General features: G+C 70.4%; 12 protein-coding genes and 1 pseudogene. 4 read left to right on the forward strand and 9 right to left on the reverse strand.

Going from position 1 to position 15,415, the window contains the following annotated elements:
* Positions 1-22: 22 nt before the first annotated feature.
* Both ABZ016_RS15420 and ABZ016_RS15425 read right to left on the reverse strand, forming a co-directional pair.
* Positions 23-1,912 (reverse strand): glycoside hydrolase family 97 catalytic domain-containing protein, encoded by a 1,890-nt coding sequence (locus ABZ016_RS15420; protein WP_356917104.1) that lies wholly within the window; start codon positions 1,910-1,912, stop codon positions 23-25.
* Positions 1,913-1,936: 24 nt separating this feature from the next.
* Entirely contained in the window at positions 1,937-4,258 is a 2,322-nt protein-coding gene (locus tag ABZ016_RS15425; protein ID WP_356917105.1) for a Tat pathway signal sequence domain protein, read from the reverse strand.
* A 268-nt stretch (positions 4,259-4,526) separates the two neighbouring features.
* Here ABZ016_RS15425 and ABZ016_RS15430 point away from each other — a divergent pair, with 268 nt between their 5' ends.
* The 3 genes and pseudogenes from ABZ016_RS15430 to ABZ016_RS15440 form a co-directional block, all read left to right on the forward strand.
* Entirely contained in the window at positions 4,527-5,219 is a 693-nt protein-coding gene (locus ABZ016_RS15430) for an AzlC family ABC transporter permease (RefSeq protein WP_356917106.1), read from the forward strand.
* Positions 5,212-5,541 (forward strand): AzlD domain-containing protein, encoded by a 330-nt coding sequence (locus tag ABZ016_RS15435; RefSeq protein ID WP_356917107.1) that lies wholly within the window; start codon positions 5,212-5,214, stop codon positions 5,539-5,541. Before ABZ016_RS15430 ends, ABZ016_RS15435 begins: the two co-directional genes overlap by 8 nt.
* Before the next feature lie 12 nt (positions 5,542-5,553).
* Positions 5,554-6,077: pseudogene (locus ABZ016_RS15440) on the forward strand (acyl-CoA thioesterase domain-containing protein); the annotation flags it as partial.
* Positions 6,078-6,096: 19 nt separating this feature from the next.
* Here the strand turns inward: ABZ016_RS15440 and ABZ016_RS15445 are convergent.
* From ABZ016_RS15445 to ABZ016_RS15460, 4 genes are all read right to left on the reverse strand, one after another.
* Positions 6,097-7,878 (reverse strand): PQQ-binding-like beta-propeller repeat protein, encoded by a 1,782-nt coding sequence (locus ABZ016_RS15445; RefSeq protein WP_356917108.1) that lies wholly within the window; start codon positions 7,876-7,878, stop codon positions 6,097-6,099.
* 26 nt (positions 7,879-7,904) lie between these two features.
* Positions 7,905-8,693 (reverse strand): hypothetical protein, encoded by a 789-nt coding sequence (locus ABZ016_RS15450; protein WP_356917109.1) that lies wholly within the window; start codon positions 8,691-8,693, stop codon positions 7,905-7,907.
* Positions 8,694-8,908: 215 nt separating this feature from the next.
* The gene (locus tag ABZ016_RS15455) at positions 8,909-9,754 is read right to left on the reverse strand and encodes an LLM class flavin-dependent oxidoreductase (protein WP_356917110.1); all 846 of its coding nucleotides are present in this window, start codon (positions 9,752-9,754) and stop codon (positions 8,909-8,911) included.
* 175 nt (positions 9,755-9,929) lie between these two features.
* Positions 9,930-10,604 (reverse strand): 4-carboxy-4-hydroxy-2-oxoadipate aldolase/oxaloacetate decarboxylase, encoded by a 675-nt coding sequence (locus tag ABZ016_RS15460; protein ID WP_356917111.1) that lies wholly within the window; start codon positions 10,602-10,604, stop codon positions 9,930-9,932.
* A 233-nt stretch (positions 10,605-10,837) separates the two neighbouring features.
* On the opposite strand from ABZ016_RS15460, the gene ABZ016_RS15465 reads away from it, so the two are divergent.
* Positions 10,838-12,034: an IS110 family transposase gene (locus tag ABZ016_RS15465; protein ID WP_356917112.1), complete on the forward strand. Its 1,197-nt coding sequence runs from the start codon at positions 10,838-10,840 to the stop codon at positions 12,032-12,034.
* Here ABZ016_RS15465 and ABZ016_RS15470 read toward each other — a convergent pair.
* Genes ABZ016_RS15470 through ABZ016_RS15480 form a run of 3 tightly spaced genes read right to left on the reverse strand, consistent with a single transcriptional unit; the run spans position 12,018 to position 15,344 of the window.
* Entirely contained in the window at positions 12,018-13,253 is a 1,236-nt protein-coding gene (locus tag ABZ016_RS15470) for an aspartate transaminase (protein ID WP_356917113.1), read from the reverse strand. The genes ABZ016_RS15465 and ABZ016_RS15470 overlap by 17 nt on opposite strands.
* Positions 13,254-13,257: 4 nt before the next feature.
* A complete protein-coding gene (locus ABZ016_RS15475) occupies positions 13,258-14,001 on the reverse strand; it encodes an SDR family oxidoreductase (protein ID WP_356917114.1) in 744 nt (247 codons plus the stop codon).
* A 32-nt stretch (positions 14,002-14,033) separates the two neighbouring features.
* On the reverse strand, positions 14,034-15,344 hold the full coding sequence (locus ABZ016_RS15480; RefSeq protein ID WP_356917115.1) for an MFS transporter: 1,311 nt from the start codon (positions 15,342-15,344) through the stop codon (positions 14,034-14,036).
* Positions 15,345-15,415: the final 71 nt, after the last annotated feature.

The following is a 15,415-nucleotide window of genomic DNA, read 5'->3' on the forward strand; positions in this document are numbered from 1 at the left end:
CCGAACGATGGGATGAGCGTCGTCAGCGATGGCAGGTGGTGAGTCCCACGCGCCAGGGGCAGGCGATCCCGGCAAAGCCGCCGCCCGCGACCACGTCCACGGTGAAGGTGTCGCCGCCACGCAGCACCTTCCGGTTCCGGACGAGCTCGCCGGCGCCGTCCTGGATCGTCTCGACCAGCCACCGCCCCGGGCCGATGGTCAGCGGAACCTCGGCCGTACGGGCGGCGCCGGCGTACACCCCGCCCAGGAACCAGCGGTCACCGCTGCGGCGGGCGAGCACGGCTTCCTGCCCGGGCCGGCCGGCGAGCAGCCGGGTGTCGTCCCAGGCGGCCGGGACCTGGTCGAGGAAGTCCCGGGCGAACGGGCGGGCGCCGTACGACTCGGGGGTGCCGGCGAACATCTGCAGGCCCGACTCGTAGGCGACGGCGAGACCGGCCTCGGCCGCGTCGGAGTTGGGACGCAGCCCGACGCGCTGGAAGGCGCCGGGGGTGAAGTCCATGGAGCCGATGACGTTGCGGGTGAAGGGCAGGGTGGTGAGGTGGGCGGCGGTGTTGTTCCGCTTCTCCTCACCGGCGACGCCTTCCAGGGTCATGACGTGGGGCCAGGTGCGCTGGATGCCCTTGGGGATCGTGGAGCCGTGGAAGTCGACCATGAGGTGGTGGGCGGCGGTGTCCGCGAGGACGGCGTCGTACCACTTCAGCGTCGGTTGCGCCTCGGAGTCCATGAAGTCGATCTTGACGCCCTTGACGCCCCACCGTTCCAGGGTGGGCAGCCACCGGGCGCGTTCCTCGGCTGTGTCGAGTTCGCGCTGGTGGATCCAGACGATGATGCCGACGCCCTTGGCGCGTGCGTACGCGGTGAGTTCGGGCAGCCAGCTCCGGGTCTGCCAGTCGGGGTCCGTGACGTCCCACTCACCGGGCTTGAAGTACCAGCCCGCGTCCACGGCCTCGTAGGGCCAGTTCCGTTCGGCGGCGTAGTCGACGTAGGCCTTCTGCGCGGCGAGGCTCTGCCCGGCCTCCCGGCCGCCGGCGAGCCAGGTCCACAGCACGGTGCCGGGCTTGATCCAGGAGGTGTCGGCGACCTCGGACGGGGGTGCGAGGTCGTCGGTGAAGGTGGAGCGGGTGACGGTGGCCAGGTCGCCGGTGACCACGGCCCGCCAGGGGGTGGCGAGGGGGCCGTCGGTCTTCACCCGGGCGTCGGCGAGTTCGATGCGGTAGGTGCCGCTGCCCTGGTCATGGGCGAGCCGGGCGCCGGAGTAGCGGCCGGTGAGGTCGGACTCGGCAAGCAGGGTGTAGCCGCCGCTCGTCTCGAACAGGGCCTGGTCCGAGTACCTGCCGGTGGGGGCCGTGGCGGCGGTGTACTCGGTGAACTGGCCCTCGTTGTCGGCCCGGTAGGTGCCCAGCCAGGCGCGCGCGTCCGGCGGCAGATGGAAGGCGGAGGTCTCGCCGAGCACGTCGCCGTGCGCGGCGGGCAGGACGTAGCGGTAGGCGATGCCGTCGGCGGAGGCCCGGACGAGCAGGTCGAGCCGGGCGCCGGCGGGGTCGGCGAAGGACAGCCGGGTCTCGTTCATGCGGACCCGTCTGTCCAGTCGTTTGCCGGACGTGGTGCGGTACCGCTCCTCGACGGTCCGGCTCGTGCGGCGCAGGAAGCGCAGGCCCCTGCTGAAGTCGGCCTGTTCGGTGACGATGCCGACGGGTGACGGCTCGATGACCGTGCGGCCGTCGCGGGTCACCGACAGGTTCAGCGCGCCGGTGCTGTCGTCCAGGGATATCCGTGCCCGGAGCGCGTGCGCGGCGGCGGACACCGCCCAGGTGTGCTCCTGCTTCTCGGCTCGGGCAGGGGCGGTCGTGAGGAGTGTGGCCGCCAGCGCCGTGCACAGCGCGGCGACCGCGGATCTGATCGGAACAGCCATGAGAACCCTCCGAGGTGTGTGGCGTTACGGCAGTCCCCAGGCCGGGCCCGGTTCGCTCACGGCGACGGGCGCGATGACGAGGTCGGGGCGGGAGCCGGAGTGGACGAGCACCTCGCGGCCCTTGGGCAGGTCGATGGCGAGGATTCCGTCGCCCAGGTCGCGGGTGCGGGCCGGGGTGCCGTCGTCGAGCAGGGCGGTGAGCCGGCCGCCGATGCCGTGCCTGAGCTTCAGCGGCTCGCCCGCCAGGCTCCTGACGCGGACGAACCGGGTGGTCCCCTTCTGGCGTACGGCACTGACCAGGAAGGCGCCCTGGGTGCGGAAGTCGTGCAGGGTGACGTCCGCCCATGCGGTGGGGACGGCCGGGAAGACACGGATCACACCGCCCCAGCTCTGGCAGAACATGTCGTGCAGGGACTGCGAGGCGGACAGCGGCGTCTCGATGACGGGGCCGGCCTCGGTGTAATGGGTGTTGGCCTGGCAGGGGTAGCGGGTGGTGGGGTCGAAGAACTTCCGCAGGTAGCTGATCGCCGTGTCGCCGTCGCCGGTCATGGCGTACATCGAGGCGGCCCCGGTGTAGCTGTAGCCGCGGTGGGCGCCGGTCAGCGCGTGCCAGTGGACGATCGACTTGGTGATCAGGTCGCGGCTCTCGGGCTGGTCCCAGTTGACGAGGTACAGCGGGTAGACCATCAGCAGGTGCGAGTAGTGACGGTGGGACTGCGCGTACGGGGTGTCGGCTCCGATCATGAAGCCGTTGTCGTCGACCGGGTACGGGGTGAGCTTGGCCAGCACCTCCTGCCAGCGCGGTTTCGACTCGTCGTCGATGCCCAGCAGTTCGGCGGACTCGATGAGCGTCCGGCAGCCCCAGCGGATCAGCGCCAGGTCGTAGTTGGTGTCCTGCGGTGGCACGACGGGGTACTCGGGCGAGAGCGTGCTGGGCAGGTGGAGCTTGCCGTCGCTGCCCGGCGTGAGGAAGTGCAGGTAGTAGTTGATCGCCCGGCGCAGCACTGGGAAGACGGTGTCGCGCAGCAGGGTCTTGTCCATGGAGTGCCGGTAGGACAGCCACACGTTGTGCAGCGCCCAGGTGAGGTCGCCGACCTCGGCGCCGGTGCCGGGGCGGCCCACGCTCCGGTTGGCGAACATGTCGGAGCTGCGGCCCACGCCGGAGCTGTCCCCGCGGTAGGTGGCGGGGACGTTGGCGATGAGCTGTTCCTGGTTCTGGCGCAGGGTGGTGGCGAGCGAGTCCAGTTCCAGGTGGTTGGAGCCGTGGATGAGCCAGTACTCCAGCTGGACATTGAGGTTCCACCAGACGGCGGGCCAGGGGGTGGGCTCCAGCCAGGGCCCCGAGGTGGCCATGACGGGGCCGCCGGCGCGGCTGGCGGAGGCGACCTTGTACAGCTGGATCCAGTGGAAGCTCTGCAGCCGCTGGTCGGGGAACGAGACGAAGCTCTTCTGGTAGAAGGCGTGCCACCATCTGGTGTGCCGCTTCCTGAGGGTGCTGTGCGACCCGGCGCGCCGCAGGGTGCGCAGTGAGTCGGCCTCGGCCGCGGTCGTGGAGGGCGCGCTGTGCCCGACGCTGAGCAGCAGTTCGTCGCCGTCGCGCCGGTAGGCGGTGGCGGTCTGGCCGCCGGTGAGCGGCTGGAGCACCTGTTCGGTGCCGTCGGAGGTGGTCCGGGTGGTCCAGGGCGGGTTGGGGGTGTAGCCCTCGGGCGGGCCTTCCTGGATCTTCCGGGGGCTGACGGCCTCCTCGGGGTGGAAGGTCCACACGGCGCGCTCGTCACCGGAGGCCCGCACTTTGACGGCGAGTACCTCGTCGTGGATGAGCGCGGACAGGGTGAGCGTGCCGGCGCTGGTCGTGACGGTGCCGGTGAGTTCGGCGTTCCACAGGCTGAGCCGCCAGTCGACCGCGGTGATGGTGCCGACCGGATCGAGCGTGAGGTGCCCGACCGGCAGACGGCAGGTACCCCAGCCGCTGCCGAACTCCGGGCGGTGGTCCTGGACCCGTCCGTGCTGGACGGTGAAGCGGATCCGGTTGGCGCCGGGCTCCTGGTAGATCATGCTGCCGAGCAGCCCGTCACCGAGGAACGGGCCCTCGTACCAGCGGGTCGGCAGTCTGGTCCAGAGCAGGTCCTGTCGGCGCAGGAACGTCGCCCAGGCGCCGTCGGTGGTCATGGTGTCGCGGAGCTTCCAGGGGCGTGCGCGCTTCTCGTCGAGTGCGGGCGGCGCCGTCCGTGAGGGTTCTTCGGCCTGGGCCGTCCCGGGCAGGGCGGCCGCTGCCGCGCCGCCCAGCGCGGTGCCGAGCACGGCTCTGCGGGCGACGGTCGAGTGGTGCTCCGGTCCTGAGGTCATCGAGTCCTCCAGAGCTGACGTTCCCCGATACATCGGGTGTATCGGGGAACGTAGCAGGGTTCGTTGGGCTGTCAATGACCCAGAGGGCAACGGAAGTTACTCACTCATCCGATGTATCGCAGGGGCGGGGCTCCTGGAGACGTAGCTGGACGGGGGCAGAAATAAAATGTCGCCATGCGCGCAATCTGCAACTCTTCATTGCTCACAGGGCGATCATCGAGGCAGATTCAGCAACCAAATGAGCACGCGACTTTTCTAAAATGTCGACATGCGAATAAGTTCCGCGGCGCGGGCCGCCTTCCAGGACGGAGCATCCGTCGGCCTCGGAATGCTCCCGCTCGGTCTGGCCTTCGGGGCACTCGTCGTCCGGTCGGGGCTGGACTGGTGGTGGGCCGGACTGTCGGCGGCGCTGATCTACGGCGGCTCGTTCGAGTTCCTGCTCATCGGCATGGTCACCGCGGTGGCACCGCTGGCGTCCATCGCCGTGGCCGCCTTCCTGGTGCAGGCCCGCCACGTCTTCTACGCGCTCTCCTTCCCCCTGCACCGGGTGCGCGGCCGGCTCGCCAAGACGTACAGCACCTTCGCGCTCACCGACGAGGCCTACGCGCTGACCGCCACCGAGCAGGCCCGCGACTGGTCGAGCCCGCGCATCCTGTGGCTGCAGTGCTTCATGCACCTGTACTGGGCGGGCAGCGCGACCGCGGGGGCTCTGCTCGGCTCCCTCGTTCCCGACGGTGTCACAGGCCTGGACTTCGCCCTGACGGCCCTGTTCACCGTGCTGGCCCTCGACGCCGTCCGCGAACTGCGCGGCGACCTGCCCACCCCCGTACTCGCGCTGCTCTGCGCGCTGGCGGCCCGGCTTCTCCTCCCGCACCAGATGCTCCTGGCCGCCTTCGCCCTGTTCACCGCCGGGCTCCTGGCACGCCACCTCGTCACCGGGAGGAAGCCCGTCCATGTCTGACACCGGCTACGCCGTCGTCGCGATCCTCGTCACCGCCGCCGTCACCTGGTCCCTGCGCGCTCTGCCCTTCGCCGCGCTCGCCCCGCTGCGGGCCAGCACCACCGTGCGGTACCTCAGCACCCGGATGCCCGCCGGCGTCATGGTGATCCTGGCCGTCTACTGCCTGCGCGACCTGCGCGTCACCGACGCGCGCGCCCTGGCCCCGCTCATCGCCCTGGCCGTCACCGTCGGCCTGCATCTGTGGCGCCGCAACGCCCTGCTCAGCATCCTCGCGGGCACGGCCGTCCATGTGGCCCTGGCCAGCACCGTGTTCACCGGCTGAGCGGAACCACCCGTCGACGCCGACCGCTACCAACCCACCGCCCATGCGAGCGGCGCCTGGGACCCGGACGAGCAGCACTTCAGCCCGCTCGCCGGCCTCGTCGTCCACGCCCTCGAACGCCGGCTGTCCGCCCGGTCGGACGCCGGCCCGGCCCTGTCGCGGATCAGCTTCGACATCCTCGGTCGGCTCGCCCTCGACGAGTGCGAGATCCGGGTGGAGACCCTCAACCGGGCCGCTCGACGGCGTGGGTCTGCACCGGCCTCGATCTGGTGGCCGGGCAGACGGCGAGCCCGCTCGCGTCGTACCTCGCGCTCGTCGACACGGCCAACGGCATCGCCGTACGCCGGCCGCCCAGCGCGTGGATGTACCCGAACGTCGACCTCACCGTCCACCTCCATCGGCGCCCAGAAGGCCGTTGGACGGGTCTCGACACCACCGTCGTCTTCGGCCCCACCGGCCAGGGCGTCACGAGCACCGTCCTGCACGACGTCACCGGCCCCGTCGGGCACGCCCAGCAGATCCTCACCGTCCGGCCGGTCACCGACCCGGTCGCCGTCACCGGGACAGATGCATCGCCACGCGGCGGACCAGCCGTCTCATCTCCGGCTTGTCGTTGCCCGCGCTGACACCGAAGACGTATCGGCCGGAGACCACCGTCGCGTGGGCGACACGGTCCTGTTCCAAGTTGACCCTGTAGGTGTACAGATAGACGCCGCGCCGCGGCTGCGTGATCTCGGCCGTCGTGCACCCGCGTCCCAGCCAGGGATTGCACCCCCAGGGAATGACACTCGTCGTGTAGGTGCGCGCGGCCTCCGGGTCCGCTGCCACCCATCGGACGGTGACGGAAAAGACGTCGTCCGCGGATCCGGACTCCCTGGCGAAGCGGCACACGCTCGGGTGGCGCAGCCTGACGCCCAGCACGGTACGGCTCGACGCCACGGGCAGTTCGACGTAGTCCCGGCCGAGTTCCGAGCGAAGCCCGGCCCCGACGAGCCGGCAGGCGTCCGGCCAGTCCTGCCGTCGCGCTCCACCGAGCGCGGCGGGCCGCTCCGCGTCCACGGCGCGGTGGCCGGGCCGCAGTGCGGTGTACCGGGTGCCGTCCCTCTCTTCGCTGCGGACGACGATCAGTTGTCCGCTCAGGCCCACGAACGTCCCGGCCACCGGCCAGGGGACGCGGGTGCTTCGCCTGCCCTCGGCGTCCGTCAGGCTGCTCGCGCCCGGCCCGCGAAGACGCGCGTCCCCGACGGACCAGCGAAGGTCCCCCGCGTAACCGCCGTCGGCGTCCGATTCAGCGGCGAGCACGTCACCGGCCAGATCGTCGTTGCCCGTACGGCCCTGGGAACGCTTCCACAAGGTCCTCCCGCTGTCCGCCCGTACGGCGAGGAGCGTTCGCGAACGCAGCGATCCGGGATCCGACTTGACGCCGTAGTGGAGTTCCGAGAGGTACACCACCCCGCCGTCCTCTCCCACGGGCCACAGTTCGGAGGTCCGGCCCTCCTTCCGGCGCAGCAGTTCCTCGCCCGCCTCCGTGAAGACCCGGAGCTCGTCGTCGACGGTCACACCGATCGCGTCCCGGACGGCGCTGAGCCGGACGGACTCACGCCAGCGCCCCAGCTTCTTCTTCCAGTCGAATCGCCCGTTCTCGGGGTCCATCACCTGGAGTTCCGCGGGCCGGCCCGGGCAGCGCTCGAGCAGGACGACGCGGTCCGCCGTTGCGGCGGCGTTGGGCGAAGCGGAGTTGCCGAGCTCGGACTTCTCGCAGGGTGTGAGCGCGGGGATCCGTTTGGTCCAGCGGATCGCTCCTGTCCGCGGCGCGAGGCCCACGAGGCGGCCGTCGCCCGCCCAGAAGACAGCTCCGGAATCCAGCAGGAGCGGAGCTGTCGTCAGCCAGGCGTCGCCCTTTCCCTGCCGCGCGGCCGGGCTCGGGGTCCTGTGCCACAGTCTCCGTCCGGTCGCGGGGTCGTACGCCGACGCCGAGTTCCGCCTGTCGTGCCCTTGTTCCACGGCGAGCAGCACGCCGTCGGAGAAACCCCCTGGTGTGAACGTCCGGGCGGAACTGCGCAGGGTGGAGAGGAGGCGGCCGGTGCGGGTGTCCACGACACTGACCGTCTTGCCCTGCGGGATCGCCAGCATCCTGTCGTTCAGCACTGCGGGAAGGTCCGAGACGTCCAGTGCCCTGACGGGGGTCTGGAAGGACCAGGCCACTTCCAGCGTGTTGGGGCGTTCAAGCGGTCTTCCGGACGTTCCGCCGTCCCCGGCCGCGAGGGCCAGGAGGCTGACACCGAGCAGGATTCCGCATCCGGCGTGCCGGACTCTGCGAGCACTCGTCGAGACCATTGCGCTCCCCCGTTTCTCGCGATCGGTCAGCATCCTTGTGTCTCGGGATGCCACGGGCAGGGCCGGGGGTCCTCGACCTGGCGGTAGACGCCACCGGGGGATCCCGCGTAGACAGCCCCGTAGCGCGCGGCGTAGCCGGTCACCGCGTACCGTCCCCCTCGTGGGGCGGGAACGGGAACCGTGCCGTCCTTTCCGTCCCGGACGTAACGGACGGACAGGCCGAAGGCGCGGTAGCCCCGCTCGGCCTGGAACGTCGCCGACAGGTTGACCTGCTCTCCCGGTTCCAGCGTGATGACCTTCTCCTTGAAGTACCTCTTCGTGGAGTTCTTCCCGGTGCGGAAGACGGGCGCCGGAGTGTCCATGTCCGCGAACAGCTGGATCTTCGGCTCTCCCCCGGCGTTCGGCTCGCACACCAGCGTTCCGGCGAGCGGAGCGGCCGCGCGAGGTGACTTCGGCTCGATGTCGATGGACGTGATGGTCAGCGAACTCGCACCCCCTTCGATCGTGAGACCGACGGTCAGTTCGTCTGCCCGCGCGCCCTGGTTGCGCCGGATGACGGCTTGCGCGTCGCCACCGGCCACGAGTTCCGCCCGGTCCCGGGGCGAGGACACCCGGCGTGGCAGAGCCGTGCACCCCGCCTCGCTCTCCTGCCGTGCGGTCACGAGGAACGGCGCCGCCGCAGGGCCGCGCGGGGACGCGCCTGCCCCGCCCGGCGCGGGGCTCGGCTCGGACTCGCCGCTCAGACCGAGCGACTGCAGGACGAGTGCGGTCAGCACCGCGCCGATGACCGGGATGCCCGCACCGAGCCAGAGCAACCTGGTGTGCCTCTTCCACCACGGCTCAGGAGTGTCGGGCGGCTTCTGCCCCTGCGTACGAGGCCGGGTACGTGCGCGCAGCGTGGTCCGGTTCCTCAACTCTCCCCCAGTGAGCGACGAGTCCGTTCTGACCGCGAGTCAGCTGCAGTCGAGAGCAGGATCATAGGAGGAGCCGGCCCGGCTTGGCACCAGGGCCGGTCACAGACCTCGCGTCGTCACAGGACGTCGGCGAAGCGGTCCACCTGGTCCGGGTCGAGGCCGTAGCAGTAGAGCATGACCTCGTCCGCGCCGAGGTCGGCGAAGGCGGTGATCGCGTCGCGGACCTGGACCGGCGTGGTGAGCATTCCGGCCACCATGCGATCGGCCATGCCGGTGAAGGTGTAGTACGCGTGCATGCTGGCCCGGGCTTCGTCAATCACGTCCTCAGGGCCGAGCGCGACGTTGACCTGCGCGACGAGGCGGGGTGCGCCGTCGCGGCCGTACTCCTTCCAGAACCGGCGCGCGGTGTCGAACAGGCCGCCTGCCCAGGAGGGAGCGGCGGCGGCGAGAAAGCCGTCGCCCCAGCGCGCCACGCGTTCGATCGCGGCGGGCTTGAACCCGCCGAAGAGCACCTCCGGGCCGTCGGGCCGGGCGGGCGCCGGACCGATCGGGCCGACACCGTCGCCGTAGGCCTCGCCGGACCACAGGCGGCGCATCACCGCCATCTGCTGGTCGAGGCGGCGGCCCCGGGTGGCCTGGTCGACGCCCGCGACGTGGTGGTCGTCGTCCCGGCCGCCGATGCCCAGACCGAGGACCAGGCGCCCGCCGGTCATCCGGTCCAGGGTGGCGGCCTGCTTGGCCAGGAGCGCGGTGTCGCGCAAGGGAGCGAGCAGCACCTCGGTCTGGACGCGGATCCGGGAGGTGGCGCCGGCCAGGACGGCGAGCGCGACCAGGGGTTCGGGGTTGTCGTAGACGAGCCGGTCGAGCAGGCCGAGCGTGCTGAAGGGCCCGGCGTCGGCGCGCCGGGCCCAGGTGAGCAGGGTGGCGGGGTCGCTGATGGGCAGGCCGATACCGACGTTCATGGGAGAGACCTCCGAAGGGAAGGGTCGACAAGGACAGCTGCCGCCCCTTCGGCACCTCAGCGAGGTGGGACGCTCCCGCTCTGCGGCGTACTTCGGGGGAGCGTCTCGTCGAAGTCACCTCACCCTAGGGCGGCCCGAGTTCGCGGGACAACCCGATTTCGCCGGCGGCGGCTCGCTAGTCCTCGATCACCAGGCCCTTCGCCGCGAGCAGCGGTTCGAGGTTGCAGATGTCGATCACGGTCCGGCCCGCCCGGTACGCGGCGATGTAGCCGGTCTCGGCGTCGACCCGTTCCTGGGACGCCGTCGCCACCTCTGCGGCGTCCTCCCGGCGGACGACGACCACGCCGTCGGCGTCGGCACGGATCACGTCGCCGGGGCGGACGAGCTGTCCGCCGACGGTGATCGGCTCGCACATCGGTCCGACGGTCTCCTTGACGGTGCCCTTGATGCAGACGCTGTGCGAGAACACCGGGAAGCCGAGCGCCCGGAGGTCCTCGGTGTCCCGGACTCCCGTGTCGGTGACGAGTCCCGCGAGCCCCTTGGACCGGCAGGCGTTGGCGAGGACGTCACCGAAGGAACCGGCCTCGGTGTAGGCGCCCCCGGACACCACGACGACGTCGCCCGGGCGGGCGTAGGCGATGGCGGTCTGGAGCATCAGGTTGTCGCGGGGCGCGCACTGGACCGTGAAGGCCGGGCCGCACAGGGACATGCGGTGGTCGACCGGTTTGATGGACGAGTCCAGCGCCCCGAGCCTGCCCTGTGCCTCGTGGATGGTCGCCGAGGAGTAGGCGCCGAGACGCTCGACGAGTTCCGGGTCGGGGCGGTCGAACTTGGTGCTGACGCGGATCATGACGGCCCTACTTTCTTGATGGTGGGTTCGAACTGGTCACTCGTAAGATCAGCGGGACCCAGGGGCTCTGGGTATGGCTGTCATGGCGGCGCCGTGAGATGGCTGGAAAGGCTTGGCCGCCCGGAGCCCCGCGACGACTCGACCGCCAATTGGGAGATGCGACTTGATCGCTGTGTAGGGCAACGTCGGCGAGGTCGTCTGCTGGGCTTCAAGAGCACGACAAACCGGCGGAGGTGACCGTGCCCCAGATATGGGCCGGAGTGGACATCAGCAAGGAACACGATCACTGCGTGGTGATCAACACGGACGGTGAACGGCTGCTGTCCCGCCGGGTCCTGAACGACGAAACGGTCCTCCTGGAACTGATCGGGGACGTCCTGGCCCTCGACCGGAACGTTCTGTGGGCGGTCGACCTGAACCACGGCGGCGCCGCCCTGCTGATCGGCCTCCTGCTCAGCCACGACCAGCCGATGGTCTATGTCACCGGCCTGACTGTGCATCGGGCCTCTGCCTCCTACCGTGGCGAGGCGAAGACGGACGCCAAGGATGCCTTCGTCATCGCCGATCAGGCCCGCATGCGCCGCGACCTGGGCCTGCTGAGGCCCGGTGACGAAATCGCCGTTGACCTGCGCACCCTGACCACCCGCCGCACTGATCTGGTGGCCGACCGCACCCGCCAGATCAACAGGCTCCGCGCTCAGCTGCTGGAGATCTTCCCGGCGTTGGAGCGGGCGCTGGACCTGACGAACAAGGGCCCGGTCCTGCTGCTGACGGGCTACCAGACTCCGGCAGCGATCCGGCGAAGCGGAGCCAGGCGCATCGAGACATGGCTGCGCAACCGCAAGGTTCGCGATGCCGCCGCGCTTGCCAGGACGGCCGTGGAGGCCGCCGAGGCCCAGCACACCGCCCTGCCGGGCGAGCAACTGGCCGCAGCCATGGTCGTGCGGCTGGCGAAGGGGGTGATGGCCCTCCACGAGGAGATCGGGGAAGTCGACGCCCTGATCGAGGCCCGGTTTCGCGAGCACCCGCACGCCGAGGTGATCCTCAGCCTGCCCGGCATGGGCAAGCAGATGGGCGCCGTTTTCATCGCTGCGACCGGCGGCGACATGGATGCCTTCGGGACCGCCGACCGGCTCGCCGGCTACGCCGGTCTGGCCCCGGCACCACGAGACTCCGGCCGCGTCAGCGGGAACCTCCGCAGACCCCGTCGATTCCACCGCGGACTGCTCAACGCCATGTATCTCTCGGCCCTGTCGAGCCTGAAGAGCTGCCCGGCCTCGAAGGCGTACTACGCGCGCAAGCGCGCCGAAGGCAAGGGACACAAGCAGGCGCTGTTGGCGCTCGCCCGCCGCCGTGTCAACGTCCTGTGGGCCATGATCCGCGACGGAGCGTGCTACCAAGCCACACCACCAGTCACGGCAGCGGCTTGACATCAGCATTGGGAAGCCTTTCGGACAGGGTGGCGCAGGCGGCTGCGATGCGTGCGCAGGCTTCGGTGAGGAGCTCCGTGGAGGTGGCGAACGAGATACGGAAGTAGCCGGGGGCGCCGTACGCGGCTCCGTGGATGACCGCCACCTGCCGGCTCTCCAGGAGGTGGCGTGCGAAGTCCTCGTCGTTCTCGATCCGGACGCCCGCGGGGGTGAACGTGCCGATGTACGGCCGGCAGTCGACCAGGAGGTAGAAGCCGCCGCTGGGCGTGGTGCAGCTCAGCCCCGGTGTCTCGGCGATGAGTTTGACCGTGGTGTCGCGCCGCGCCCGGTAGAGGTCGACGGTCTCCCGTACGAAGTCCTGCGGCCCCGTCAGCGCCGCGGCGGCCGCTGCCTGGCTCACCGAGGACGGGCACGAGGAACTCTGCGACTGGAGCGTGTTGATCGCGGTCACCAGGTCCGCCGGGCCCGCTCCGTAGCCGATGCGCCACCCGGTCATCGCGTACGTCTTGGACACGCCGTTGGTGAGGAAGACCCGGTCGGCCAGGCGTGGTTCCACCGCCGCGAGGGACAGGCTGTCCCCGTTGTCGTACCAGATCTCGTCGTAGATCTCGTCGGTGAGCACGCGGACGTTCGGATGGTCCAGCAACACCTCGGCGAGGGCCTGGAGTTCGCCGGGGGTGTAGGCGGCGCCGGTCGGGTTGCCGGGGGTGTTGAGGACGACCCAGCGGGTGCGTTCGGTGAGTGACGGGCGGAGGCGGCCGGGCGTCAGCTTGAAGCCGTCCGCCTCCGGGCAGTCGACGATGACGGGGGTGCCGTCGTTGGCGAGGACCATGTCCGGATAGGACACCCAGTACGGTGCCGGGACGACGACCTCGTCCCCCGCGTCCAGGGTGGCCATCAGGGCGAGGAAGATGACCTGCTTGGCTCCGCCGCCGACGGTGATCTGGCGGTCGGTGTACTCCAGTCCGTGCCGCTGCCGGAGCTTCCCGGCGATCGCGGAGCGCAGCCGTGGCGTGCCGTTCACGGGGGTGTACTTGGTCTCGCCCGCCTCGATCGCGTCGATCGCGGCGGCCTTGACGTGGGCGGGGGTGTCGAAGTCGGGCTCGCCGACGGTCAGGTCGAGGATGGTGAGCCCCTGACTCTTGAGTTCGCGCACGCGTTGCGCCGCCGCCGTGCTGGGCGAGGGCTTGATGCGGCGGACCCGCTCTGCCGTGTCCATGTGCTCAGCCCTCCCGGCGTTCGAAGTTGAGGCCGCCGGGGACCTGGAACGTGGGGAGGATCTCGACGTGGCCTATGTTGACGTGCCGCGGTGTGTCGACGGCGAACTCGATGGCATCGGCGATGTCCTCGGGCTTGAGGGACTCGTAGCCGTCGTAGAACCGCCGCTGCGCCTCCTCCATGTCGCCGAGCAGGCGGCCGAAGATCTCGGTCTCCACGCGGCCCGGGCAGATCTCGGTGACGCGGATCCGGCGGCCGTAGCCGTCCACCCGCAGCTGGCGCGAGAGGGTGTGCACGGCCGCCTTGGTGGCGTGGTAGACGGTGTTGCCGCCGAAGTTGTAGACGCCGGCGATGGAGCTGATGTTGACGATGTGGCCGAGGTCGCGCTCCACCATGCCGGGCATGAGCAGGCGCACCAGGTGCAGGACGGCCTGGATGTTGACGGCGACCTGCTCGTCGACGGCGAACTCGTCGGCGGTGAGGATGTTGCCGGTGCGTGAGACGCCGGCGTTGTTGACGAGGACGTCGATCTCCAGGCCGTCCAGCGCTGCGGTCAGCGCCTCGGTGTCGGTGATGTCGACGGCGTGCGGGACGCAGCCGGTGGCGTCGGCGAGGGCTTCGAGGCGATCCGCGTTGCGTGCCACGGCGTGGACCTCCAGGCCGCGCTTGGCGAGTCGCTCGACCACTACGGCTCCGATGCCGGTCGACGCTCCGGTGACGAGAGCGGTGCGGTAGTCGGAGATGGGCATGCGGGGGTGCTCCTTGCTGGGCGTGGGGGCGGTCAGGCGTCGCGCAGGGGCAGATGGGCGCGGTCCTTGACCCGGGACACGGCGACGAGGGTGCCGAGGGCGGTGAGGACGGCGTAGTAGGCCGGCATGTGGACGTCGCCGGTGCGGGCGATGAGGTAGGTCATCAGCAGCGGGGCCGTGCCGCCGAAGAGCGCGGCGGAGACGTTGTAGCCGAGGCCGTAGGCGGAGTAGCGCACCCTGGTCGGGAAGAGCTCGACGAGCAGGATGTGGATGACGCCGGTGTGCCCGGCGAACACGACGGCCATGAGGCACGCGCCGACGACGGCGAGGGCGACGTTCCCGGTGCCGATCAGCAGGTAACAGGGCACGCCCGCCAGGGCCATGGCGATGGCGGCACCGGCGATGACCTTCTTGCGGCCGACCCGGTCGGACAGCCGGCCCATGTAGGGGATGGCGATACAGATCGCGACCAGGCTGGAGGCGGTGACGAGGAGTCCCTGGACCTGGCCGAAGTGCAGCTCGTTGGTCATGAAGGTGGGCATGTAGCTGAACAGGACGTAGTAACCGGAGCCGTTCATCAGAGGGATGAACAGGGCCAGCAGCATGGCGCGGCGGTGTTCGGCGGAGGTGAAGGCCTCCTTGAGGGGGTTCCTGGACAGGCCGCCCTCTTCCTTCAGGCGGTTGAAGTTGGGGGTGTCGCTGATGCGCTTGCGGATGTAGATGCCGGTGATGCCGAGCGGCACGGCGAGCAGGAAGGGGATGCGCCAGCCCCAGGACTCCATGCGTTCGGCGCCGAGCCCGCTGGTCATCGCGGCGGCTATCAGGGTGCCGGTGAGCAGGGAGAGGAAGGAGGCGATCTGCGCGTAGCTGGTGTAGAGGCCGCGCTTGCCCTCGGGGGCGTGTTCGGCGAGGAAGCTCATGGCGCCGGACGCCTCACCGCCGACGGAGAAGCCCTGGGCGACGCGCAGCAGGATCAGCAGGACGGGCGCCGCGACGCCGATGCTCGCGTAGGTGGGCAGCAGACCGATGGCCGCGGTGGCGACGCTGATGAGCAGGATGACGAAGACCAGCATCCGCTGGCGCCCGATGCGGTCGCCGAGGTGGCCGCAGATGACGCCGCCGAGGGGGCGGAAGAAGAAGGAGACGGCGTAGCCGAGGAACACCAGCTGGATGGCGCTGTCGGAGCCGGGGAAGAAGACGGCGGCGAGGGTGCCGGCCATGAAGCCGAAGATGCCGTTGTCGTAGAGCTCGGCGAAGATCCCGACGCACCCGGCGAGGGTGATCTTCCGGGCGGTTCTGGAGTCGACGGTGTTGGGGACGGGTCGAGCGGCCACGGTGCTCATGGCGTCTCCTGTCTGGTGCAGGACATGGGGTGGAGGGGCGAAGGGCGGGAACAGGTGAGCGGGGAAGGGGT

This window comes from Streptomyces sp. NPDC006372 (assembly GCF_040612515.1).
Taxonomy (GTDB): domain Bacteria; phylum Actinomycetota; class Actinomycetes; order Streptomycetales; family Streptomycetaceae; genus Streptomyces.